Below are 21,978 nucleotides of genomic sequence, written 5' to 3'. Positions count from 1 at the left end.
GGCTTGAGCCTTTCAGCCGCGCACTGCCTTGAGCAGACGTTCGACATGGGAAATCGGCGTGTCCGGCAGGATGCCGTGGCCGAGATTGAACACGAAGGGAGCCGAACCGAAAGCGGCCAGAATCGCCTCGGTCTCCCGCTCCAGCTCTGGCCCGCCAGCGCGAAGGATCTGCGGATCGAGGTGCCCCTGCACCGGCACGAGCGACTGGATCTCGTCACGCACGAAATCCCGGTCGATCGCGCTTTCGAGGCCGACGGCATCGACGCCGGTTCCCCGGACATAATCCGGGATCAGCCGGCCGGCCCCTCGGGGGAAGCCGATGATGCGGACCTGCGGATTCACCGCCCGAACCCCGTCGACGATCCGTTTCGTCGGCGCGATGCACCAGCGCTGGAAATCCTCGGGAGCGAGCACGCCGGCCCAGCTATCGAAAATCTGCACCGCGTCGACCCCGGCGGCGATCTGGGTGTTGAGATAGGTGATCGATGCCGCGACGATCCGGTCGATGATCTCCTGGAACAACGCCGGGTTCCTGGCGAAGAGCGCGCGCGCCGGCCCCTGGTCCGGCGTACCGCGGCCGGCGACCATATAGGTCGCCACCGTCCAGGGCGCGCCACAGAAGCCGATGAAGCCGGTCTGCCTGGGCAGGGTACCGCGGACGCGCTGCACGGTCTCGATGATCGGCGTGAGCTTGCCGTCATCCGCCAGCTCATCGATGGCTGCGAGCCTCTCCTGCGTATCGACGGGTTCGAGACGCGGCCCCTCGCCCTCCGCGAACCAGAGCTTCTGGCCCAGCGCCTGAGGCACCACGAGAATGTCGGAAAAGAGGATGGCCGCGTCGAAACCAAATCGGCGAATCGGCTGGAGCGTCACCTCGGCGGCCAGCTCAGGATTGTAGCACAGCGACAGGAAGCTGCCGGCACGCGCCCGAACCTCGCGGTACTCCGGCAGAAAACGCCCGGCTTGCCGCATCAACCAGATTGGCGGCTTCGACAGAACCTCGCCTGAAAGTGCCCGCAGGATGGCAGGTGTCTCGGTCGTCACAGAGCCTGCCGGGCGATCCATCTCACATCCTCTATTAAAACAAAGAGATTCTTAGAAAGACTCTTTTTCTTTGACTCTTGGGCAGGGGAGATAGCCCGCCGCAATTCTGTCCACAACCGTTCCACAGGCGGTGGGACAGCAGGTCGCGGTCGGTTCACCCGGACCAAAGCCGTTAAGGCTTTCTTAACGAATGGAATCCGGCGGTTCACTCCGACCCGTCGGAATGATTCACGTGAAACACTTTCTTTACCATGCACAGCCGCCGGCCTGTTGATCGTTGGGCCGAGTTGTACAGGGGCAGCGCCCGGGCCCGTCGCTTGCGAGTCTTATCCACATCACTCCCGATGCCATGGGATAACCCATCGGCTCTCCGGATCGGCGAGGCCGATTTGCCAAAGCCGTATCTCGCGTTAGAGGTGAAACGAGCTTCACCGCGAGGGCTGCCGTGGTTCGCAATTACTTCCACCTTCATCTCGTCTCCGACGCGACCGGCGAGACGCTGATCGCGGTCAGCCGCGCCGCGGCCGCGCAATATGAAACCGTCTCGGCGATCGAGCATGTCTATCCGCTGGTGCGTTCAGAAGCGCAGCTCGCCCGCGTCCTTGCCGAGATCGAATCCTCACCCGGCGTCGTGCTCTACACCCTGGTCGAGCCGGAGTGGCAGGAGAAGCTGGAGAATTTCTGCCGGGAGCTCGGCTGTCCCTGCCTGTCGGTTCTCCAGCCGGTGCTGTCCTTGTTCCAGTCCTATCTCGGCCAGACCTCGGCGACGAAACCGGGCGCGCAGCACGTGCTCAACACTGAATATTTCCGCCGCATCGACGCGATGAACTACACGCTGCTGCACGATGACGGCCAGATGGGCGGGGACCTCGAGAGCGCCGACGTGATCCTTGTCGGCATCAGCCGCACCTCGAAGACGCCCACGAGCATCTACCTCGCCAATCGCGGCATCAAGACCGCGAACATCCCCCTCGTGCCGAACGTGCCCCTGCCGGTCGAGCTGGACGGGGCGCGCAAGCCCTTGATCGTCGGGCTCGTCGCGAGCCCCGATCGCATCGTGCAGATCCGGCAGAACCGCCTGCTCTCGCTGCGCGCTGATGACGAGACGCCCTATGTCGACCCGGCGGCGGTTGCCGACGAGGTCGCCCAGTCGCGCCGCCTCTGCGCCCGCAAGGGCTGGCCGGTGATCGACGTGACGCGCCGCTCGATCGAGGAGACGGCCGCATCGATCCTCGATCTGCTGCGCGACCACCGTATGAAGTTCATCGCGACATGACGCGGCTATGGCTATCGCCGGCGCCGCTTATCCTCGCCTCGGGCAGCGTCACCCGCCGCGACATGCTGGTCGCCGCCGGGCTTCCGGTCGAGACCGTCAAGCCGGGTATCGACGAGCGTGCCGTCGAAAAACCGCTGGCCGCGCGAGGGGTGACGGCGGACCGGATTGCCGCGGCTCTGGCGGAAGCCAAGGCGCTCTCCGTCTCGCAGGAACGGACCGGCCGGATCGTGCTCGCGGCCGACCAGACCCTGACCTGCGAGGGCGTGGCCTTCCACAAACCGGAGGACGCGGCGGCGGGAAGCAGCCAGATCGCGTCTCTCGCAGGACGGAGGCATGAGCTGCATTCCGCCTTCGCGCTGGCGCGGGACGGGGAGGTCCTGGCGCGTGGCTGCGAAACTGCACGGCTGACGATGCGGCCGCTCGATTCCGCTTTCATCGCTCGCTATGTCGAAGCTGCCGGCCCGGCCATCCTCTCCAGCGTCGGCGGCTATCAGCTCGAAGGGCTCGGCGCGCAGCTCTTCGAGCGGATCGAGGGCGATCACTTCACCATCCTCGGCTTGCCGCTGCTGCCCGTCCTCTCGGCCCTGCGCGATCTCGGCCATCTCGCCCGCTAACTGGATTTCGCGATGTCTCCTCAGTGCTTCGTCATCGGCCACCCCATCGCGCATTCGCGCTCGCCGCTGATCCATCGCGAATGGCTCAGGCAATACGGGATCGCCGGCTCCTATGAACGCATCGACGTGGCCCCGGTCGATCTGCCGGCCTTCGTCGCGAGGCTGCGAGACGGCGAGTTCGCCGGCGGCAATGTCACGGCACCGCTCAAGGAAGCGATGATGGCGCTGGTCGACGAGGTCAGCGAGGCTGGCCGGGTGGTTGGAGCCGTCAACACGCTCTGGCGCGATGGCGGCCGGATCATCGCGGACAACACCGATGTGTCCGGCTTCCTCGCTCATCTCGACGCGACCGTCCCCGATTGGGAGAGCCGGGTGAACACGATCCTCGTTCTCGGTGCCGGCGGCGCTGCGCGTGGCGTCGCCTTCGGTCTCCAGTCGCGCGGGATCGGCCGCATCCTGATCGCCAACCGCAGCCGCGCCCGCGCCGACGAGCTCGCCGCAGCTTTCGGAGCGCCGCTGGAGGTGATCGATTGGGAGCGCCGGAGCGAGGCCGTCGGGCAGGTCGATCTCATCGTCAACACGACGCCGCTTGGCCTGCAGGGCAAGCCGCCGCTGGAGATGGACCTCTCGGCTCTGCGGCCGGGCACCATCGTCGACGACATCAACTACGTCCCGCTGAAGACGGCGCTGCTCGCCGAGGCGGAACGGCGCGGCGGCATCATCGTCGACGGCCTCGGCATGTTGCTGCACCAGGCGACCCCGGGCTTTGCCCGCTGGTTCGGCGTCTCGCCGCAGGTGACGCCGGCACTGCGCGGCCTGATCGAAGCCGATATCCTGAAGGCCTGATTCGCGGGACGTGGACATGACCTTCGTGCTGGGGCTGACGGGCTCGATCGGAATGGGCAAATCGACGACCGCCGGGCTCTTCGTGAAGCAGGGCGTGCCCCTGCATGATGCCGATGCCGCCGTGCACCGCCTGCATCGCGGCCGGGCTGTGGCGCCGATCGCGGCAGCCTTTCCCGGCACGGTCGTCGATGGCGTGGTTGATCGCGCCAGGCTCGGGGCGGCGGTACTGGGCAAGCCCGAGGCGCTCAAGCAGCTCGAAGCGATCATCCATCCGCTCGTGCGCGAGGAGGAGGAAGCGTTCCTTGCACGGTGTCGTGCAGAGGGCGCCGGCCTCGCGGTCATCGATGTGCCGCTCCTGCTCGAGACGGGCGGCGAGGGGCGCTGCGATGCCGTGCTCGTCGTGACGGCTCCGGCCGAGGTTCAGCGCGAGCGCGTGCTGTCACGCCCCGGCATGACGGCGGAGAAGTTCGCCGCGATCCTGTCGCGCCAGATGCCGGATGCGGAGAAGCGTCGCCATGCCCATTTCCTTGTGGACACCTCGCGCGGCCTCATGGCCGCCGAACGGCAAGTCCGCTCTATCCTGACGGCATTGGCCGCGCGCCCCGGACGTAGGGGCGGCCCAGAGCTCCGGAACAAGGTCCCGACCGATGCGTGAGATCGTCCTGGACACCGAAACCACCGGCGTCGAGCCCCATAACGGCGACCGCATCGTCGAGATCGGCTGCGTCGAGCTGATCAACCACTGCCCGAGCGGGCGCAACTACCACGTCTACATCAATCCCGAACGCTCGATGCCGGTCGAGGCCTTCAACGTCCACGGGCTCTCGGAGCAGTTCCTCTCCGACAAGCAGGTCTTCGCCGAGATCGCCCAGGAGTTCCTGGACTTCATCGCCGATGCCCGGTTGGTGATCCATAACGCCGCCTTCGACGTCGGCTTCATCAACATGGAGTTCAAGCGCCTCGGCCTGCCGCCGATCGAGCCGGCCCGCGTGGTCGATTCGCTGTCGATGGCGCGCCGCAAGCATCCCGGCGCCTCCAACAGCCTCGACGCGCTCTGCTCGCGCTACGGCATCGACAACAGCCGCCGCACCAAGCACGGCGCGTTGCTCGATTCCGAGATTCTGGCCGAGGTCTATATCGAGCTGATCGGCGGCAAGCAGGCCTCGCTCGGCCTCGGCGTCGAGGCGGCGGCGGGGCGGCCTGGCCTGGCCGCGCCCGTGCTGGAGAAGCCGCAGCGCCAGCGCCCGCTGGCACCGCGCCTCGACGAGGCCGCCATCAAGGCGCATGAGGCCTTCATCCTCAGCTCGCTGAAGGCCCCGCTCTGGAAGGGCTATCTCGGCATCACCGACGAGGCGGCTCAGTAAGCCTTGGGCGTCATTCTCGGGCGGAGCGAAGCGCAGGCCCGAGAATCTCGAGACGAGAAAGCTCCGAGACTCCGTCGGCAAGAGATGCTCGGGTCAAGCCCGAGCATGACGCCTGCTACGAGATGGGAGCTTACGAAGCCCGCCGGCGCGACATCATGTTGAGCGCCTCGACCAGCGCCGAGAAGGCCATCGCCGCGTAGACATAGCCCTTCGGCACATGGACGCCGAAACCTTCCGCGATCAGCATGCCGCCGATCATCAGCAGGAAGCCGAGCGCCAGCATCACGATGGTCGGGTTCCTCTCGATGAAGCGCGCCAGCGGATCGGCGGCGAGCAGCATCGTCAACACCGCGACGATCACCGCGATCACCATCACCGGGACATGCTCGGTCATGCCGACCGCGGTGATGATCGAGTCGATCGAGAAGACGAGGTCGAGCAGCAGGATCTGGACGATCACCCCGCCGAAGGTGACGCCGGCCGCGCGGCCGCCATCGAACATGTCCGGGCCCGGATTGGGATCGACCTTGTGATGGATCTCCTTCGTCGCCTTCCAGACCAGGAACAGGCCACCGGCGATCAGGATGAGGTCGCGCCATGAGAAGGGCTGGCCGAGGACCGTGAAGAGCGGGGCGGTGAGCTTGACGATGATCGCGACCGTGCTGAGCAGCGCGAGCCGCAGGATGAGCGCAAGCCCGATGCCGATCTTGCGGCCTTTCGAGCGCTGATGCTCCGGCAGCTTGTTGGTCAGGATCGAGATGAAGATCAGGTTGTCGATGCCGAGCACGACCTCCATGGCGATCAATGCTCCGAGCGCGGCCCAAACGGCGGGGTCGGAAGCAAGCGTCATAAGGGCGTCCATCGGGTCTCCATCGGATAAGGAAAAGGCGGGCGTCCCGATTGGGGCGTCCGCCAGATGCGCATCCGACATGGCGAGGGGCCAGACCCTTCGCAAGGGCAACAATCATCCGCAACAAACGAAAAAGGGCCCGCGAGGGGCCCTTTTTGTTGGCGTGGGGAGTACCGGCGCTCAGGAATTGGCGGCGCTGGGCTGACCCTGAACCTGCTGCTGATAGAGCGCCGCGAAATCGATCGGCGGCACGTAGAAGGCCGGGAAGCCGCCATTCTGCACCGCTTCGGCGATGATCTGGCGCGCGAAGGGGAAGAGCAGGCGCGCGCAGTCGATCACCAGCACGGGGTGGATGTGCTCCTCGGGGATGTTCTGCAGCCGGAAGACGCCGGCATAGCTCAGGTCGAAGGCGAACAGTGTCTCGCCGTTGAGCTCGGCCTTGCCCTCGAGCTTCAGCACGGTCTCGTAATCGATCCCGCCGATATTGCTCGTGCCGACATTGACCTGCAGCGACATCTGCGGGCCCGCCTGGGCGTCCTGCTGGGCGAGCGCGCGCGGCGCCTTCGGGTTCTCGAAGGAGAAATCCTTGGTGTACTGGATCAGGGCATTGAGGCTCGGAGCCGTATCAGCGGCGCCGGCGCCGTTGCCGTTGGGAAGTTCGTTGGCCATCGGTCCCATCTTGTTCTGGCAGGCTGTCTCGGGAAATCCCGCGCCTCCTTGGGCATTCGAGATTGCGCTCCGCCTCCGGGGCGACGCGCGCGTCGGCTATCATGGACACGAGAACGGCACAAGAAGTCGCCTTCACAAGCCGGGGGGTGGATGTTACGAGCCTGTCTCACCATATCACTGTGGTGACGGCCCGCCGCCGGCGATCTGGCAGCGGTTAGAACCATGACAATACGGGGAGCCGCGGGTCAGCCTTCAATGCAAAATTCCTTCGACATAACGACTCTGGTCTTCTTGGCTCTGGCCGTTTTCGTCGCCTGGAAGCTGCGCTCTGTCCTCGGTCAGAAGACCGGCAACGAGCAGCCGCCGAAGGATCCCTTCATCCGCCGCGAGGCGCCGCCGGTGCGGCCGGACCAGGCGCAATCGTCCGACAAGCGCGACAATGTCATCCGTCTGCCCGGCGCGGCCAACGACCCCGCCGCGGTTCCGGTCCCGGCGGCCGAGCGCTGGAAGGATATCGCCCCGCCGGATTCGCCGATCGGCCAGGGCATCGACGCGATCATCCGGCAAGAGCCGGATTTCGATCCGCGCGCCTTCGTCGAAGGTGCCAAATCCGCCTATGAGACCATCGTCACGGCCTTCGCCCGCGGCGATCGCAAGATGCTGAAGGGCTTGCTGGCGAAGGAGGTCTATGACGGCTTCGAGCAGGCCATCACCGAGCGCGAGAAGCGCAACGAGAAAGCGGAATCCAACTTCGTCTCGATCGACAAGGCCGATCTGACCGCGGTCGAGGTCAAGGGCAAGGCGGCCCAGGTGACGATCGCCTTCGTCTCGCAGCTCATCAGCGCGACGCGCGACGCGCAAGGCGCCGTCGTCGACGGCAGCGCCGATCAGGTTTCGGAGGTCAACGACATCTGGACCTTCTCGCGCCAGCTTGGCAGCAGGGACCCCAACTGGCTTCTCGTCGCCACCGAAGCCGGCGCGTGATCCGTGGCGCCGCGGCCGCGCTCGCGCTGCTGGCGGCCTCTTCTCTTCCTGTCATGACGGCTCTGGCTTCGCCTTTTCCTCTTCCGGACGGCGCCCGCGCCGAACCGCTGTCGCCGGGCGAGATCGCCGGCTGGCGGCAGGACGATCAGGCCAGGGCTTTTGCCATCTTCGCACAGGGCTGCATGGCGGACCCGCCATTGCGCCAGGCGGTGCCCTTGCCGGATGGGCTGGATGCCGCTTGCGAGAAGGCGAAGGCGCTGGCTGCGGCCGGTCCCGTCAGCGCCGAGCAGGCGCGCGATTTCTTCGAGCGGAATTTCAGCTTCTGGCGCATCCGCCCGGCCGATGCGGAAACCGGCTTCATGACCGGGTATTTCGAGCCGGAATTCGAGGGCGCGCTGACGCGTTCCGACGCGTTCCCGACCCCGCTCTATGACCGCCCGAAGGATCTGGTGACGCGCCAGCCCGGCGACGACTGGCCCGGCCTCGACAAGGCTCTCTCGGCCGCCCGCCGCACCGGTGACGGCCTCGAACCCTTCCCCGACCGCACTGCGATCGAGACCGGCGCGCTCGACGGGCAAGGACTCGAAATCCTCTGGCTGCGCGATCCCGTCGATCGCTTCGTGCTGCAGGTTCAGGGCTCCGGCCGCGTGCGCCTGCCCGACGGCTCAGTGACGCGGCTCACCTATTCCGGTCGCAACGGCCTGCCCTATACCTCGCTCGGCCGCGTGCTCAGCCAGCGTGAGAATATCCCGCCAGAGCAGATGACCATGGACCGCCTCGTCGCCCGGCTGAAGGCCGATGCCGGCTTCGCGCGCGACCTCATCCGCCTCAACCGCTCCTTCGTCTTCTTCACCCGCCGCGACGACCTGCCGGCCGGGGCCGGGCCCATCGGTGGCGCCGGGCTGCCGCTGACGCCGCTGCGCAGCATCGCCGTCGACCGGAATATCTGGCCCTATGGCCTGCCGGTCTGGATCGATGCGACCATCCCCGATGGCGAGGGAGGCGACGCGCATCTCGCCCGGCTGACGATCGCGCAGGACACCGGTTCCGCCATCCTCGGCGCGGCCCGCATGGATCTCTTCGTCGGTTCCGGCGCTGCCGCCGGACACCGCGCCGGGCTGATCCGGCATCCCGTTTCCTTCACCGTGCTCTGGCCGCGCTGAGATGCGGTCGCGCCGGGGCAAGACGCTGACGGAGGCCGATATCGCGCTCTGGCGACAGGTGGCGCGCTCGGTCAAACCGTTGCCGGGCCGTGCGCCCGTGGAGCCCGAGTCCGCTCCGCCGCCCGTAGCGCCCGCGTCGACGGAGACCTCCGTTCTTATCGTTGCAAGCATGTCCGCGGCGAAGACGGCCCCGCCGGCCGCTCCGCCGCTCGCACCGATCGAGCGCCGCCTGCGCACGCAGCTTCGGCGCGGCCAGCAAACCGTCGAGGCCTCGATCGACCTGCACGGCATGCGCCAAGGCGAGGCGCATCTGGCGCTCTGCGCCTTCCTGCGGCGCGAACAGGCGCGCGGCACGCGCATCTGCCTCGTCGTGACCGGCAAGGGCGGCCCGGCTCCGGCCTTGTTCGGCGAGGAGCGCGGCGTCCTGCGCCGGATGGTGCCGCATTGGTTGCGGCTCGCGGAGCTGCGCCCGCTGGTGCTGGGCTTCGAGGAGGCCGAACAGCGCCATGGAGGCTCGGGCGCGCTCTATGTACGCCTGCGGCGGCTCAGGGAGTTCGGGCCGTGACGCCCTTCGGCCGGCGCGTACGTGAGCTGAGGCAGCAGCGCGGCCTCACGCTCGCCCAGATGGCCGAGGGGCTCGGCGTGACGCCGGCCTATCTCTCGGCGCTGGAACACGGCAAGCGCGGCCGGCCGACCTTCACCCTGATCCAGGGCGCCATCCACCTCCTCGGCATCATCTGGGACGAGGCGGACGAGCTCGTGCGCCTCGCCGACCTCTCTCATCCGCGCGTCACCGTCGACACGGCGGGGCTCGATGCGGAAGCGACGCTCTTCGCCAATCGTCTCGCCCGCGAGATCGGCGGGCTCGATGCCGAGGATCTGCGCCGCATGGCCGGTATCCTCGACGAGGTCGCAGCGCGGCGCGATGCGGGCCATTGAAGCTCTCCCGGATGTCCCCGGCTTGACCCGCTGCCGGGCTGATGCGACACGGCGCCACCAACCTTTCGGCCTTTCCGGCCGACCCCAACCCGGACCCGACCGCTCATGACCAGCACCCGCACGGACGTCCTCGCCCTCGGCAACGCCATCGTCGATGTCCTCGCCTCGGCCGAGGAGGATTTCCTGATCGCGCAGAAGCTGACCAAGGGCGCGATGATGCTGATCGACGAGCCGCGCGCGGAATCGCTCTATGCGGCGATGGGTCCGGCGCGCGTCATCTCCGGCGGTTCGGCGGCGAACACCATTGCGGGCCTCGCGTCCTTCGGCGGCAAGGGCGCCTTCATCGGCAAGGTCAAGGCCGATGAGCTCGGCAAGCTCTACCGGCACGACCTGACTTCGCTCGGCGTCTCGTTTGGCACCGCCGACGCGGCGGACGGCCCGGCCACGGCCCGCTCCTTCATCATCGTGACGCCGGATGGCGAGCGCACGATGAACACCTATCTCGGCGCCTGCCAGGGTCTCTCGGTCGCCGATGTCGATGCAGCCGCCGTGGAGAGCGCCGACATCGTCTATCTCGAAGGCTATCTCTGGGATCCGCCGGCGGCGAAGGAGGCCTTCCGCAAGGCCTCGGAGATCGCGCATAAGGGTGACGGGCGCGTCGCCATCACCCTCTCCGATTCCTTCTGCGTCGACCGCTATCGCGACGAGTTCCTCGGCCTCGTCCGCAACCGCATGGTCGATCTCGTCTTCGCCAATGAGCACGAGCTGAAGAGCCTCTACCAGACCGCGGATTTCGACACGGCCCTGTCCTGGCTGCGTTCCGAGAACATTCTCGCCGTCGTGACCCGCTCGGAGAAGGGTGCGCTGGCGGTGACGCCGGACGGCATCGTCGAGGAGCCGGTCTTCCCGGTCGAGCGCGTTGTCGATGCGACCGGTGCCGGTGATCTCTTCGCCGCCGGCTTCCTCTATGGCCTGACCTCGAATCGTGAGACGCGCGATTGCCTGCGCCTCGGCGCGCTGGCCGCGGCCGAGATCATCTCGCATGTCGGCGCCCGGCCGGATGTCAGCCTGAAGACGCTGGCCGGGAACGAAGGGCTGCTGTGAGTTCTCCTTCTCCCCTCGGGGAGAAGGTGTCTGCGGAGCAGACGGATGAGGGAAGGGTCGCGTCAGCGGCCCTTTCTTGTTTTCGGCAGGTGCGCCCTCATCCCTCAGCGCGGCACGCTGCCACCTGTTCCCCGGAGGGGAGAAGGAAGCGCGGCCTCTTCAATATAGCGTCGCCTTGACCCGCGCCGGCAGCGCCGCGTCATAGGCCGCGCCGTCGAAGGTTTCGACCGCGGCATTGCGCGCGGTGATGTCGCGCAGGATTGTGCCGGGTGAGGGCAGGGTCCGCTTGTCGACCTGCCGCTCCGGGTTCCAGAGCTCGGCCCGCACCACCGCGCGCGAGCATTGGAAGTAGACCGCCTCGACATGGACTATCATCACGCTCGCAGGCAGCTTTCCGGCCATCTCGAAGCGAGCGCACAACCCAGGATCGCAGGATAGCTCGGCACGTCCGTTCACGCGCAATGTCTCCCCATAACCGGGGATCAGGAAGAGCATTCCGATTCGATCGTCGGACAGGATATTCTTCAATGAATCCAGCCGGTTATTGCCTTTTCGGTCGGGAATCAGGAGCGTTTTCGCGTCCCGGACCGTGACAAAGCCCGGCAGATCCCCGCGCGGCGAACAATCCAGGCCCTCCGGACCGACCGTCGCGAGCACGAAAAACGGCGAGGCGGCGATCAGCGCTGCATAATTCTCGTCGACATGATCGATCTCCTTGAATCCCGAAGCCGGCGCGACGGGAGCGGGATAGGCGCGGGCGAGATCGTCGAGCGAAGCGATGCGGTGGTCGGACATGCCGGTCTCCATGGAACGGCATATGTCTAGACTATTGAGGTTGAGCCGTCACCCAGCTTTACGCGACCACATGAACCTCAGAACAAGGCGCGCGCGATCGTCTGGGCCAAGCCAGCCGGATTCTCCCAAGCCATGCAATGGCCAGCCGCTGGTATGATGGCGACATCGACGCCGAGCGGGGGAAGACCCTCCGCGTCGTCGCTCGGAAGCGTGGACTCGCCGAACAGGACGGAACGCGGTTGCGGCAGGCTCGCGAGCATCTCGCGCCAGCTTGGAGTGCTGCCAGCGATCAATGAGCAGGCGCTGCGATGCACCGCGTAGGGGGCGCTCATGGCCAGCGATGCTGCCCAGACGTCGTTGCCTTCGGAGCGGCTGGCCCGAACGAGCGCATCATGACCGCGCTCGATATAGTCGCGCTCGGCCATGGCGGCGATGCGGCGGCTGAAAAAGCCCCCACCGGGCTCCAGATTGGGCTCGCCCAGGACGAGCCGCCTGAGGCGATCGCCCAGCATCCGCGCAGTCATGATAGCCACTGCCCCGCCCATGCTGTGGCCGAACAGATCGAGTTCGGTCAGTCGCAAATGCTGGGTCAGCGCCACGATGCTGCGGGCATGCTCCTCGACGGTATAACCGAATCCGGTTGGCCGGTCGCTGAAGCCGGAACCCAGCAGATCGACCAGGAGCATGCGCCGTCCCCGCAAGGCGGCATCCGCCGCGATACTCGGATAGTCACAGGAGGAGGCGCAGCCCAGCCCATGGATGAAGAGAAGCGCAGGGCCTTCGCCTGCGATGTCGTGATAGCGCAACCCCGCATCGGCGGCTGGAACGGTGAAAGACTTCATTGCTGGGTCCTGGTTTGCCCGGAAAGACTGCAGCAGCTCGCATCATGGATCTGTCAGCATCGCCTAATAAAAAACGCCCCGCATCCTGCGATGCGGGGCGTCTCGTTTCACGTGAATCGCGTGATGGGTCGGCTTACTCGGCCGCGCCCTGCTTCTCGCGGGACTTTTCGGCCTCGCGCTGCGCCTTGAGCTTCTCCGTCAGGTCCTCGCCGGTCGCCTGGTCGACGACCTTCATCGAGAGGCGGATCTTGCCGCGCTCGTCCTGGCCGAGGAACTTGACCTTGACCTTGTCGCCTTCCTTGACGACGTCCGAGACCTTCTGGACGCGCTGCGGAGCCAGCTCCGAGATGTGGACGAGGCCGTCCTTGGCGCCGAAGAAGTTCACGAAGGCGCCGAACTCCATGATCTTGACGACGGTGCCGTCATAGATCACGCCGACTTCGGCTTCCGAGACGATCGACTTGATCCACTTGATCGCCGCTTCGATCGACTTGCCGTCGGCCGAGGCGATCTTGATGGTGCCGTCGTCCTCGATGTTCACCTTGGCGCCGGTCTTCTCGACGATCTCGCGGATGACCTTGCCGCCCGAACCGATGACTTCGCGGATCTTGTCGACCGGGATCTTCATCGTCTCGATGCGCGGCGCGAACTCGCCGAGCTGGCTGCGCGAAGCCGAGAGCGCCTTGTTCATCTCGCCGAGGATGTGGTCGCGACCGCCCTTGGCCTGGTCGAGGGCGACCTTCATGATCTCCTCGGTGATGCCGGCGATCTTGATGTCCATCTGCAGCGAGGTGATGCCGTCCGCAGTGCCGGCCACCTTGAAGTCCATGTCGCCGAGATGATCCTCGTCGCCGAGGATGTCGGAGAGCACGGCGAAGCGCTCACCCTCGAGGATGAGGCCCATGGCGATGCCCGCGACCGGCGCCTTCAGCGGCACGCCGGCATCCATCAGCGCCAGCGAGGTACCGCAGACGGTGGCCATCGAGGAGGAGCCGTTCGACTCGGTGATCTCCGAGACGACGCGGATCGTGTAGGGGAACTCCGACTTCGCCGGCAGCATCGGGCGGATGGCGCGCCAGGCGAGCTTGCCATGGCCGATTTCGCGGCGGCCGGGCGAACCCATCCGGCCGGTCTCGCCGACGGAGTAGGGAGGGAAGTTGTAGTGCAGCAGGAAGGTTTCCTTGTAGGTGCCTTCCAGCGAGTCGATGAACTGCTCGTCATCGCCGGTGCCGAGCGTGGTCACGACCAGCGCCTGCGTCTCGCCGCGGGTGAACAGGGCCGAGCCGTGGGTGCGCGGCAGCATGCCGGCCTCGGCCACGATCTTGCGCACGGTCTTCAGGTCGCGGCCGTCGATGCGGGTGCCGTCGTCGAGGATGGTCCAGCGCACGACCTTGGCCTGGGCTTCCTTGAACTGGCCGCTGACCTGCTCCTTGGTGAAGGTGGTCTTGCCGTCCGGCTCGGCCGAGATCAGCGAGGCGACCTTGGCCTTGGCGGCGTCCAGCGCCTTGTAGCGCTCGGCCTTGGTGGTGATCTTGTAGGCGGCGCGCAGATCGGCGTCGACGAGCTTGAGGACCGCGTCCAGAACCACGGAGTTGTCAGCCGGGGTATAGTCGCGCGGCTCCTTGGCGGCCTTCTCGGCCAGGCGGATGATGGCGTCGATCACCGGCTGGAAATGCTTGTGGCCGAACATCACGGCGCCGAGCATCACGTCCTCGGGAAGCTCCTTGGCTTCCGACTCGACCATCAGCACGGCGTCCTGGGTGCCGGCGACGACGAGGTCGAGAACCGAGTCCTTCATCTCTTCGATGGTCGGGTTCAGCTTGTAGGCGCCGTCGATATAGCCGACGCGGGCACCGCCGATCGGGCCCATGAAGGGCACGCCGGAGAGCGTCAGAGCGGCGGAGGTCGCGACCATCGCCAGAATGTCGGGATCGTTCTCCAGGTCATGCTGGAGCACGGTGACGACGACCTGCGTGTCGTTCTTGTAGCCTTCGACGAAGAGCGGGCGGATCGGGCGGTCGATCAGGCGGGAGACCAGCGTCTCCTTCTCGCTCGGGCGCCCTTCGCGCTTGAAATAGCCGCCGGGAATGCGGCCGGCCGCGAAGGTCTTTTCCTGGTAGTTGACGGTCAGCGGGAAGAAGTCGAAGCCGGGCTTCGGCTCCTTGGCCGAGACGACGGTCGCGAGCACGACGGTCTCGCCATAGGTGGCCATCACGGCGCCGTCCGCCTGGCGGGCGACCTTGCCGGTCTCGAGGACGAGCTTGCGGCCGCCCCAGATCAGTTCTTCGGTTTGGATGTCGAACATGTGATTCGTCTTTCGGTCGGGTTCGACCCGTCCGGTGCCTTCAGGCCCATGGGCAAGACGGCAGAACGCTCGGGTGGGAAAGGTTATGCGCCCGAGCGCTCGGCGATCCTGCCATGGACGTCTGCGGCGCCCGGCGGGTCACGCGGGAAAGCCGCCCCATGCGGCCGCCGCGGCAGGCAGGCGCGCCGCCCCTGGCGGCCTCGCCCGAAAAGGAGCCGCCCGGAGCGCGATGCACCGGGCGGAAACGGTTTTCAGCCTTCGATCAGCGGCGGATGCCGAGCCGTTCGATCAGCGTCTTGTAGCGGCCTTCGTCCTTGCCCTTGAGATAGTCGAGCAGCGAACGACGCTGCGAGACCAGCTTGAGCAGGCCACGGCGCGAGTGGTTGTCCTTCGCGTGCGACTTGAAGTGGCCGGTCAGGTTGTTGATGCGCTCGGTCAGGATCGCGACCTGGACTTCCGGCGAGCCGGTGTCGTTCGGCTTGGTGGCGTATTCCTGAAGCAGCGCGGTCTTGCGCTCGGCAGTGATCGACATCGGGATATCCTCGTGTTCGGGTTGATCTGGCGGGCCTGGCCGGGATGTCGTCCAGCGAGGTCCGAAGCCCGCGAGCACCTCATCGTGGAAGCGTCGCGCAGCCGGCCTTTTCGGTCCGGATGGGGGGCATATACACGAAATCGGCGGAAACGCCAGCGCCTCGCGGAACAGGACTGTCGGACCCAGGTTTCGCCACGGTACCCGCAGGAGATCGGGAGGAGCTGATGAACCCGACAAGCCGCTCTGGCCGCCGATGCGGCGCTTCGTCGTCGGTCGCCCGCGCAGCCTCCTGAGCACGCCAAACGGCATCGCGGGCTCGCGCTCACGGGAGGTTGAGCGGGAGCGGGACCCGGCCGCTTGCCGATGGTGTCAGCCCGCGATCATAGCGCTGCTGCGCCTCCTCGATCTCGCCGATATGGGTTTCGGCCCAGAGCGTGAGCTGATGCACCGTCTGTGATAAGGTGCGGCCGAGTTCGGTCAGCGAGTACTCGACCGTGACCGGCACGGTCGCGAAGACCTCGCGCCGGACCAGCCCGTCGCGTTCGAGGCTCTTCAGCGTCTGCGACAGCATCTTCTGCGAGATGTTCTCGATCCGGCGTCTCAGCTCGTTGAAGCGCAGCGTGCCGTCGTCGAGCGCGATCAGAATCAATACGGCCCAGGTATCGCCGATGCGGTCGAGCACACGGCGCGTCGGGCAGAGGGCCTGAAAAGGGTCGGGACGTCTGAGCATGGCGGTTTCCGGCAGGTGACCATGTCGCGCGAAAGTGCCTTCTTTACGGAACGTCGCGGCGTGATCAGATAGGTTCCATTGGAATGCAGGTATCCAGAAGATACCGAAAAAAGGAACCCATGTCATGAAAATCGCATTGATCGGCGCCAGCGGATTCATCGGCTCGCGCCTGCTCGCCGAGCTCGCCTCCCGCGGCCACAACGTGACCGCCATCGTCCGCAATCCGGAGAAGGTTGCGGCCAAGCCGGGCGTCACCGCCGTCAAGGGCGACGTCTTCGACAAGGATGGGCTCGCGAAGCTTCTCGCCGGCCATGATGCGGTGATCAGCGCCGTTCACTTCTCCGCCAGCGATCCGCAGACCCTGCTTGCGGCGGTGAAGCAGTCGGGCGTGAAGCGCTATCTCGTGGTCGGCGGCGCCGGCAGCCTCGAGGTGGCGCCGGGCGTCAAACTCTTCGACACGCCGGATTTCCCGGCCGCCTATCTCGACGAAGCCCGGAAGGGCGGCGCGTTCCTCGATCTCCTGAAGCCGGAGCAGGGCCTGGACTGGACCTTCCTGTCGCCCTCGGCGCTGATCCAGCCCGGCGAGCGCACGGGGAAGTTCCGTCTGGGGACGGACCAGCTCCTAGTCGATGCCAAGGGCAACAGCGCGATCTCGGCCGAGGATTATGCCGTGGCGCTGGTGGACGAGTTGGAAAAGCCGGCTCATAGCCGTCGCCGCTTCACCATCGGCTACTGATCGCTTCTCCGAACCATCGAAAAATGAAAAGGCCGCGCCCTCTTTCGAAGGCGCGGCCTTTTTAACCTGTCCGGCGTTGCCTCAAGCCTTGTGGAAGCGCTTCTCGCCGATGCTGAGCGTACCGCGCTTGAGCTTGCCGAGGGCGACCCAGCCGGATTCGCCTTCGAAATAGAGCTTCGAGCGATCGACGGCGTAGCGTCCGCTATGCCGGGCCCCGAGCTCGGGCTTCTGCTTGTGGAACTGCCCGTCCGGCCTCAGATCGATCAGGATGGCGCCGTCTTCCGTCTTCCAGGTGCCGATGGCGGCCTGCTCGAAGGGGGAAGGGGCGTCGGTCTCGTGGAAATCGATCTCGAGCGGGCGAATGTCTCGGCTGCGCGGCGCAATGCCGGTGGCGAGCTGGCCGAGAGCCTGAAGAACCTGGCTGAGCTGCATCGGTCCGGTCTCCCTGAAAATGAGAAAACCCTGCGCCCGCTCTGGTGAGCGGAACAGGGATTCGACGACGAGCACGCGCTGGCGAAACCTGCGATGTCGAAGCCGTATGAAGAATGATTGTCGAAGGTGGCGCCTGCTGGGCATGATTGCGGCGGCACAAAGCTTAGATAGGCGCGAAGCGCCTCATTGCAAGAGCCGCGGTCGTCCGCGGCCGGGCTCGGTCGATCCAAGCCGTTGATGCCTAAAGGAAACGGCGCCTTTCGGCGCCGTTAGGATCTGTGGCGATGCCGGATTCGTGGCGCGTGATGCGCCTCAGAACTCTTCCCATCCGGTGTCGATGGCGCGGCCATTGGCGACCTTGCGGGGGGCGGGAGCGGTCCGGGACTGGACGAAGGCGGCCTCGGCGAGCTGGCGCAGCCGCGCCGGCTCGGGCGCGGTGGCGGCGGCAGCCGGAGTGGGCCGGGCCGGGACGGCAGGGGCCGCCTTCGCCGGGCGGGCGGGAGCCGCCGCATGGGCTTGCGGATAGCCGGACTGCCCGGCCGCTTCGCGGCCGGTGCGGAAGGTCGCGACGAGGTCGTTGAGCTGGCCGATCCGGCCCGAGAGCGAGCCGGCCGAGGCCGCGCTCTGCTCGGCCAGCGCCGCATTGGCCTGCGTCATCTCGTCGAGATGCGCCACCGCCTGGCTCATCTCGTCGATGCCATTGGCCTGCTCGCCCGCCGCCGCCGAGATGTCGGCGATGGTGGCGGCGACCTTGCGCGAGGCTTCGAGGATGCGGGCCAGCTGGTCGCCGGCCTGGCGCACCAGCTTCACCCCGGCGCCGACCTCGTCATTGGAGGAGGAGATCAGCCCGGAGATGTCCTTGGCCGCCTCGCCCGAGCGCTGCGCCAGGGTGCGCACTTCGGAGGCGACGACGGCGAAGCCCTTGCCGGCCTCGCCGGCGCGGGCCGCCTCGACCGCGGCGTTGAGGGCGAGCAGATTGGTCTGGAAGGCGATGTCGTCGATGACGCGGATGATGTCGGAGATCTTCTGCGAGGCGCTCTCGATGCGGGCCATGGCCTCGACCGCCTGGCCGGCGATGGCGCCGCCGGACTGGGCGGCCTGCATCGCCTCGTCGGCGATGCGGGCGGCATCCTTCGAGGCCTGGGCCGAGGCCTTGACGGACGCGGCGAGCTCCTCGGTCGTCGCGGCGGTCTCCTCCAGCGAGGAGGCCTGCTCCTCGGTGCGCTTCGAGAGATCGTCGGCGCCCATGTTGATCTCGCGGGCGGCGAGCCCGACATCGGCCGAGGTCGTCTGGATCGTCGCGACCGTGGCCGAGAGGCGCTCGACCGTCTCGTTGATCGCGCCCTGGAGATCGGCGAAGCGGCCGCGATAGCCGCCCTCGACCTGCCGCGTCAGGTCGCCGCCCGCCACCGCCTGCAGAACCCCGGCGAACTCCGTCGTCGCTCCGTCCACCACGCTGTTGATCTCGTTCAGCCCCTCGACGAGTTCCTTGAGCGGGCCTTCCATGCCGCCGGTCCGGGCCTGGCCGGAGAAGTCGCCGTCGCGGGCGGCGGCGACGATGCTTGCGACCTCGCCGAGCAGCTTCTGGACATGGGCCGCCTGCTCGGCATCGGCGAGCATGGTCAGCTCGCGGTCGCGGCGGTTGTTCTCGAGCGCCAGAGCGTTCTCGCGATAGATTTCGAGCGCGCCGCTGAGCGCGCCGATCTCGTCGGGGGAAGGCGGAGCGGGAATCGCCTGCGAGAAGTCTCCCTGCTGCATGGTGTCGAGCGCGGACTTCAGCGAGACGAGCGGGCGAACGATCCGGCGCTGGACGCCGCGCCAGCTCATCACGCAGATCGCCAGCAAGGCGGCGAGCAGGAAGCCGACGATGCCGAGACGCGTCCAGGCCGCAGCGAGCTTGGCTTGCGTCACATCCGCCATGTCGTCGAGCGACTGGGTGACGGCGGAGACGATCGCGTCGAACGGCGCGTTGCACTGCTTCGTCCAGTCCTCGGCGGCAATGACGGGGCCTGAGCCCTGGCCGAGCTTGCCGATCAGCTGGTCCATGCCGCGATTGGCCGCCTCGACCTGGGTGGCGGCCACGCCGACCTTGCGGACGAGCTCCTCGCCGACGCCCGGACGGGCGCTCAGCTGTCTGAGCTGGGCGAGGCTTGCGTCGGAGGAGCCACGCAGCTCGCCGAGCTTGCGAAGCTGGCTTCCGTCGAGCGCCTTGCCGGAGCCGAAGACCGGGCGCAGCAGCGAGCACTGCGTGCCGTAGTTGGAGCGCACGCTCCAGCCGGCGGATTTGAAGCCCTGCAGATCGGCGAGGACCGGATCGGCCAGGCGGGCCGCGTTCGAGGTCGCGGCCGAAGCCGTGACGAGCGCGCCCTCGATCGCGCCGACGCCGTTATACCAGGACATCGTCGCGGCCAGGCTGCGCTGTGCCTTGGGCTTTGCGGCTTCGGCGTAGAGATCCTGGCTGCGCCCCTCGTTGCGCTTCTCCTGCGCCGAGACGTCCTCGATCAGGGCGGCGCGGTCCGGCAAGTCCGTCGCCTTCAGCCGCGCTATCGCCTCGGCGATCCTCGCCTTGTTGGTCTTCTCGATCTCGCGGATGACGGGGGTGGGATCGTCCGTGGCCTGAATGCTCGTCTGAGCCTGTCCGCGATTGGTGCGGATGGCATTGCCGGTCAGCAGGAGGGCCCTGTCGGCCTCCACGAGATCGGCGAGGCGCATATTGGTCCGAACCTCCATGACGGACTTCTCCGCCATATAGCTCAGCGCACCGATGCCGGGCACGCAGAGGCAGGCCATCGTGGCCACGAGATAGTTCTGGATCGAGGCGGGGAAGAATTTCACGGCGAGGCTCTGGAGGCGACGTACGGCGGGGAAGGCGGTGACGCAGGCCGAGGAGGCTGACCGCGGGGGGCCACGCCTCTTCGTGCCCAGTTATCGTCAACTTGATTAAGATTGCGCTTAGAGCACGGGCCGCTTGCCTTCCTGGCTGTCCGGGATCACCTAAAGGCGATGCATCGCCGTCTCGTCTTCGAGGAACCGGTTTCGCGGGCCGCCATCTGGAGCCGGCGGCTGGCGTGGTTCTCCTGCGCGGTGCTGCTGCTGTCGCTTCTGCTCGTGCGGCTGCGCGAGCCCAGCATCGAAGGACTTGCGCCGGTCGCCGGCGCCTATCTGCTCGTCCTGCTGGCGCTGGGGCTGGCACTCGTCGCCTTCGCCCGCATCTGGCAGAAGGGGCATCGCGGCGTCGGCATGGCGGCCGGCGCGCTCCTGCTCTGCCTGATCCTGCTGGCACCCGCCGGCTATGTCGGCTTCATGCTGGCGACGCGGCCGGCTCTGGCCGATATCTCGACGGATATCGACGATCCGCCGGCCTTCAGCCGCTCGATGGCGGCGTTGACGGCACGCGAGGGGCGCGTCCCGCCCGATGTCGCGCCCGAAAAGCGCCGCCTGCAAAGGCAGGCCTATCCGAAGATCGCGCCGATCGTCCTCGAGGAGCCGGCGGATGCGGCCTTCAGCCTGGCGCGCAAGGCCGTCACCGCGCTGGGCTGGCAGATCGTGGAAAGCTCCCGCCCCGGCGGCCGCAGCGGGGCAGGGCGCATCGAGGCCGTGGCGCGCGGGCGCATCCTGCACTTTTCGGAAGACATCACTATTCGCATAAAGCCGCGCGTGGACGGCAGCCGCATCGATGTCCGCTCGGCCTCACGCATCGGCAGCCATGATCTCGGCGCCAATGCCAAGCAGATCGCCGCCTTCGCCGCAGAAGTCGAGCTGCTGATGGAGCGATAGGGGGCAAGCGACTCCGGTGGGGCCGCTTCGCTTGTGCTCGCAAGGCCGGCCGCGGCGGTGTCAGGCGAGGCGGTAACGGCTCGACAGGGCCGGAACCGTGTCGCTGGCGGCGACGAGCCCGCGCGCGACCAGATCCTCAATCTGGGCGAGGACCGACAGCGCGGCGGCCCCGTGCAGCACGGGGGCCAAGCCCTGATAGATCACGGGCACCATGGCCGCGATGGTTTCGTCGCCCGCGCCGATGCGGTTGAGAATGGCGGCCTCGCGCTGGCGGCGATGCTGGACGAGCCCGCGCAGGAAGCGTTGAGGTTCGGTGACGGGGCCGCCATGGCCCGGCCGATAGAGCCGATGGTCCATGCCGCGCAGCTTCTCGATCGAGGCCATATAGGCCGACATCGAGCCGTCCGGCGGGGCGACGATCGAGGTAGACCAGGCCATGACATGGTCGCCGGAGAACAGCGTCTCCTCCTCGGGCAGCGCATAGGCGAGATGATTGGCGGTGTGGCCGGGCGTCTCGACCGCCGTCAGGCTCCAGCCCGGTCCGGAGACGGCATCGCCGTCCCGCATCTGCCAGTCGGGCATGAAATCGCTATCCGCCGCGGCGTCGAGCACGCGGTCTTCGCCGGGGCCGGGCGCACGCGAGGGGCGATGCGGGCCGCAGCCGATGACGCGCGCGCCCGTCGCCGCCCTCAGGGCCGGAACGGCAGGCGAATGGTCGCGGTGGGTGTGGGTGACGACGATATGGCTCACCGTCTCGCCGGCGACCGCCGCGAGCAGGCGCGCGACATGGCCGGGATCATCCGGCCCCGGGTCGATGATCGCCACCGTGCCGCGGCCGACGATATAGCTGCAGGTGCCGGTGAAGGTCATCGGCCCGCCATTGCCGGCGATGACGCGGCGCACGAGCGGGGAGAGCTCCGCGACCTCTCCGGCCGGTGTCGTCAGGCTCCTGTCGAATTCGACGTCGTCGCTCACT

Annotated in this window: 23 protein-coding genes; 12 read left to right on the top strand and 11 right to left on the bottom strand. The window is 67.2% G+C overall.

What is annotated here, in order from left to right; genetic code table 11:
- Positions 1-12 precede the first annotated feature (12 nt).
- On the bottom strand, positions 13-1,065 hold the full coding sequence (gene hemE, locus GY40_RS06160; protein WP_051987563.1) for a uroporphyrinogen decarboxylase: 1,053 nt from the start codon (positions 1,063-1,065) through the stop codon (positions 13-15).
- A gap of 424 nt (positions 1,066-1,489) precedes the next feature.
- Between hemE and GY40_RS06155 the strand changes: the two genes are divergently transcribed.
- The 5 genes from GY40_RS06155 to dnaQ are packed head-to-tail and all read left to right on the top strand — an operon-like array spanning position 1,490 to position 5,144.
- Positions 1,490-2,320, top strand: coding sequence for a pyruvate, water dikinase regulatory protein (locus tag GY40_RS06155; protein ID WP_038359499.1), 831 nt, complete (start codon positions 1,490-1,492; stop codon positions 2,318-2,320).
- Entirely contained in the window at positions 2,317-2,934 is a 618-nt protein-coding gene (locus GY40_RS06150; RefSeq protein ID WP_038359497.1) for a Maf family protein, read from the top strand. Before GY40_RS06155 ends, GY40_RS06150 begins: the two co-directional genes overlap by 4 nt.
- 12 nt (positions 2,935-2,946) lie before the next feature.
- On the top strand, positions 2,947-3,780 hold the full coding sequence (locus tag GY40_RS06145; protein ID WP_038359494.1) for a shikimate dehydrogenase: 834 nt from the start codon (positions 2,947-2,949) through the stop codon (positions 3,778-3,780).
- A 16-nt stretch (positions 3,781-3,796) separates the two neighbouring features.
- Entirely contained in the window at positions 3,797-4,435 is a 639-nt protein-coding gene (gene coaE, locus GY40_RS06140) for a dephospho-CoA kinase (RefSeq protein WP_051987562.1), read from the top strand.
- Positions 4,428-5,144: a DNA polymerase III subunit epsilon gene (dnaQ, locus tag GY40_RS06135; RefSeq protein WP_038359491.1), complete on the top strand. Its 717-nt coding sequence runs from the start codon at positions 4,428-4,430 to the stop codon at positions 5,142-5,144. The genes coaE and dnaQ overlap by 8 nt, the downstream gene beginning before the upstream one ends.
- A gap of 130 nt (positions 5,145-5,274) precedes the next feature.
- Here the strand turns inward: dnaQ and GY40_RS06130 are convergent, their stop codons facing one another.
- The gene (locus tag GY40_RS06130) at positions 5,275-6,006 is read right to left on the bottom strand and encodes a TerC family protein (RefSeq protein ID WP_038359489.1); all 732 of its coding nucleotides are present in this window, start codon (positions 6,004-6,006) and stop codon (positions 5,275-5,277) included.
- A gap of 168 nt (positions 6,007-6,174) precedes the next feature.
- Entirely contained in the window at positions 6,175-6,663 is a 489-nt protein-coding gene (gene secB / locus GY40_RS06125) for a protein-export chaperone SecB (RefSeq protein ID WP_038359486.1), read from the bottom strand.
- A gap of 255 nt (positions 6,664-6,918) precedes the next feature.
- Here secB and GY40_RS06120 point away from each other — a divergent pair, with 255 nt between their 5' ends.
- The 5 genes from GY40_RS06120 (at position 6,919) to GY40_RS06100 (ending at position 10,853) form a co-directional block, all read left to right on the top strand.
- Entirely contained in the window at positions 6,919-7,647 is a 729-nt protein-coding gene (locus GY40_RS06120) for a Tim44/TimA family putative adaptor protein (RefSeq protein ID WP_038359484.1), read from the top strand.
- The gene (locus tag GY40_RS06115) at positions 7,644-8,810 is read left to right on the top strand and encodes a murein transglycosylase A (protein ID WP_038359482.1); all 1,167 of its coding nucleotides are present in this window, start codon (positions 7,644-7,646) and stop codon (positions 8,808-8,810) included. Before GY40_RS06120 ends, GY40_RS06115 begins: the two co-directional genes overlap by 4 nt.
- Positions 8,811-8,979: 169 nt before the next feature.
- Positions 8,980-9,375, top strand: a complete 396-nt coding sequence (locus tag GY40_RS06110) for a Smr/MutS family protein (RefSeq protein ID WP_318652318.1) — start codon at positions 8,980-8,982, stop codon at positions 9,373-9,375.
- Positions 9,372-9,749: a helix-turn-helix domain-containing protein gene (locus GY40_RS06105; protein ID WP_038359477.1), complete on the top strand. Its 378-nt coding sequence runs from the start codon at positions 9,372-9,374 to the stop codon at positions 9,747-9,749. Before GY40_RS06110 ends, GY40_RS06105 begins: the two co-directional genes overlap by 4 nt.
- 105 nt (positions 9,750-9,854) lie before the next feature.
- Entirely contained in the window at positions 9,855-10,853 is a 999-nt protein-coding gene (locus tag GY40_RS06100) for an adenosine kinase (protein WP_038359474.1), read from the top strand.
- Positions 10,854-11,012: 159 nt separating this feature from the next.
- Here GY40_RS06100 and GY40_RS06095 read toward each other — a convergent pair whose 3' ends face one another.
- The 5 genes from GY40_RS06095 to GY40_RS06075 form a co-directional block, all read right to left on the bottom strand.
- Positions 11,013-11,660: a pyridoxamine 5'-phosphate oxidase family protein gene (locus GY40_RS06095; RefSeq protein WP_248311097.1), complete on the bottom strand. Its 648-nt coding sequence runs from the start codon at positions 11,658-11,660 to the stop codon at positions 11,013-11,015.
- 65 nt (positions 11,661-11,725) lie between these two features.
- Positions 11,726-12,490: an alpha/beta fold hydrolase gene (locus GY40_RS06090; RefSeq protein WP_038359468.1), complete on the bottom strand. Its 765-nt coding sequence runs from the start codon at positions 12,488-12,490 to the stop codon at positions 11,726-11,728.
- A gap of 133 nt (positions 12,491-12,623) precedes the next feature.
- On the bottom strand, positions 12,624-14,795 hold the full coding sequence (gene pnp / locus GY40_RS06085; protein ID WP_038359465.1) for a polyribonucleotide nucleotidyltransferase: 2,172 nt from the start codon (positions 14,793-14,795) through the stop codon (positions 12,624-12,626).
- 262 nt (positions 14,796-15,057) lie between these two features.
- Positions 15,058-15,327 carry a 30S ribosomal protein S15 gene (gene rpsO, locus GY40_RS06080; protein WP_038359463.1) on the bottom strand — a complete coding sequence of 90 codons (270 nt, stop codon included), beginning with the start codon at positions 15,325-15,327 and terminating at the stop codon, positions 15,058-15,060.
- A 322-nt stretch (positions 15,328-15,649) separates the two neighbouring features.
- Positions 15,650-16,057: a winged helix-turn-helix transcriptional regulator gene (locus GY40_RS06075; RefSeq protein WP_051987561.1), complete on the bottom strand. Its 408-nt coding sequence runs from the start codon at positions 16,055-16,057 to the stop codon at positions 15,650-15,652.
- Between the two features lie 124 nt (positions 16,058-16,181).
- Here GY40_RS06075 and GY40_RS06070 point away from each other — a divergent pair, with 124 nt between their 5' ends.
- Complete coding sequence (locus GY40_RS06070; RefSeq protein WP_038359461.1) at positions 16,182-16,793, top strand: NAD(P)-dependent oxidoreductase; 612 nt, start codon at positions 16,182-16,184, stop codon at positions 16,791-16,793.
- An 81-nt stretch (positions 16,794-16,874) separates the two neighbouring features.
- Here GY40_RS06070 and GY40_RS06065 read toward each other — a convergent pair whose 3' ends face one another.
- Together GY40_RS06065 and GY40_RS26480 are read right to left on the bottom strand one after the other, a co-directional pair.
- Positions 16,875-17,225, bottom strand: coding sequence for an Atu4866 domain-containing protein (locus GY40_RS06065; protein ID WP_038359458.1), 351 nt, complete (start codon positions 17,223-17,225; stop codon positions 16,875-16,877).
- A 312-nt stretch (positions 17,226-17,537) separates the two neighbouring features.
- On the bottom strand, positions 17,538-20,060 hold the full coding sequence (locus GY40_RS26480) for a methyl-accepting chemotaxis protein (protein ID WP_051987560.1): 2,523 nt from the start codon (positions 20,058-20,060) through the stop codon (positions 17,538-17,540).
- A gap of 168 nt (positions 20,061-20,228) precedes the next feature.
- Between GY40_RS26480 and GY40_RS06055 the strand changes: the two genes are divergently transcribed.
- Positions 20,229-21,002 carry a DUF1499 domain-containing protein gene (locus tag GY40_RS06055; protein WP_038359456.1) on the top strand — a complete coding sequence of 258 codons (774 nt, stop codon included), beginning with the start codon at positions 20,229-20,231 and terminating at the stop codon, positions 21,000-21,002.
- A 60-nt stretch (positions 21,003-21,062) separates the two neighbouring features.
- Here GY40_RS06055 and GY40_RS06050 read toward each other — a convergent pair whose 3' ends face one another.
- Positions 21,063-21,977 (bottom strand): MBL fold metallo-hydrolase, encoded by a 915-nt coding sequence (locus GY40_RS06050; RefSeq protein WP_038359454.1) that lies wholly within the window; start codon positions 21,975-21,977, stop codon positions 21,063-21,065.
- Position 21,978 lies beyond the last annotated feature (1 nt).

Origin of the sequence: Allobosea sp. UNC402CLCol, assembly GCF_000745475.1 — a bacterium.
GTDB lineage: Bacteria > Pseudomonadota > Alphaproteobacteria > Rhizobiales > Beijerinckiaceae > Allobosea > Allobosea spartocytisi.
Note: the sequence above shows the minus strand (reverse complement) of the source record. Positions and strands in the feature narration are given on the sequence as shown.

Coding starts and splice junctions, on each gene's coding strand:
- hemE (WP_051987563.1), bottom strand. CDS start 1,065: ATGGATCGCCCGGCAGGCTCTGTGACGACCGAGACACCTGCCATCCTG.
- GY40_RS06150 (WP_038359497.1), top strand. CDS start 2,317: ATGACGCGGCTATGGCTATCGCCGGCGCCGCTTATCCTCGCCTCGGGC.
- GY40_RS06145 (WP_038359494.1), top strand. CDS start 2,947: ATGTCTCCTCAGTGCTTCGTCATCGGCCACCCCATCGCGCATTCGCGC.
- coaE (WP_051987562.1), top strand. CDS start 3,797: ATGACCTTCGTGCTGGGGCTGACGGGCTCGATCGGAATGGGCAAATCG.
- dnaQ (WP_038359491.1), top strand. CDS start 4,428: ATGCGTGAGATCGTCCTGGACACCGAAACCACCGGCGTCGAGCCCCAT.
- GY40_RS06130 (WP_038359489.1), bottom strand. CDS start 6,006: ATGGACGCCCTTATGACGCTTGCTTCCGACCCCGCCGTTTGGGCCGCG.
- secB (WP_038359486.1), bottom strand. CDS start 6,663: ATGGCCAACGAACTTCCCAACGGCAACGGCGCCGGCGCCGCTGATACG.
- GY40_RS06120 (WP_038359484.1), top strand. CDS start 6,919: ATGCAAAATTCCTTCGACATAACGACTCTGGTCTTCTTGGCTCTGGCC.
- GY40_RS06110 (WP_318652318.1), top strand. CDS start 8,980: ATGTCCGCGGCGAAGACGGCCCCGCCGGCCGCTCCGCCGCTCGCACCG.
- GY40_RS06100 (WP_038359474.1), top strand. CDS start 9,855: ATGACCAGCACCCGCACGGACGTCCTCGCCCTCGGCAACGCCATCGTC.
- GY40_RS06095 (WP_248311097.1), bottom strand. CDS start 11,660: ATGGAGACCGGCATGTCCGACCACCGCATCGCTTCGCTCGACGATCTC.
- GY40_RS06090 (WP_038359468.1), bottom strand. CDS start 12,490: ATGAAGTCTTTCACCGTTCCAGCCGCCGATGCGGGGTTGCGCTATCAC.
- pnp (WP_038359465.1), bottom strand. CDS start 14,795: ATGTTCGACATCCAAACCGAAGAACTGATCTGGGGCGGCCGCAAGCTC.
- rpsO (WP_038359463.1), bottom strand. CDS start 15,327: ATGTCGATCACTGCCGAGCGCAAGACCGCGCTGCTTCAGGAATACGCC.
- GY40_RS06075 (WP_051987561.1), bottom strand. CDS start 16,057: ATGCTCAGACGTCCCGACCCTTTTCAGGCCCTCTGCCCGACGCGCCGT.
- GY40_RS06070 (WP_038359461.1), top strand. CDS start 16,182: ATGAAAATCGCATTGATCGGCGCCAGCGGATTCATCGGCTCGCGCCTG.
- GY40_RS06065 (WP_038359458.1), bottom strand. CDS start 17,225: ATGCAGCTCAGCCAGGTTCTTCAGGCTCTCGGCCAGCTCGCCACCGGC.
- GY40_RS06055 (WP_038359456.1), top strand. CDS start 20,229: ATGCATCGCCGTCTCGTCTTCGAGGAACCGGTTTCGCGGGCCGCCATC.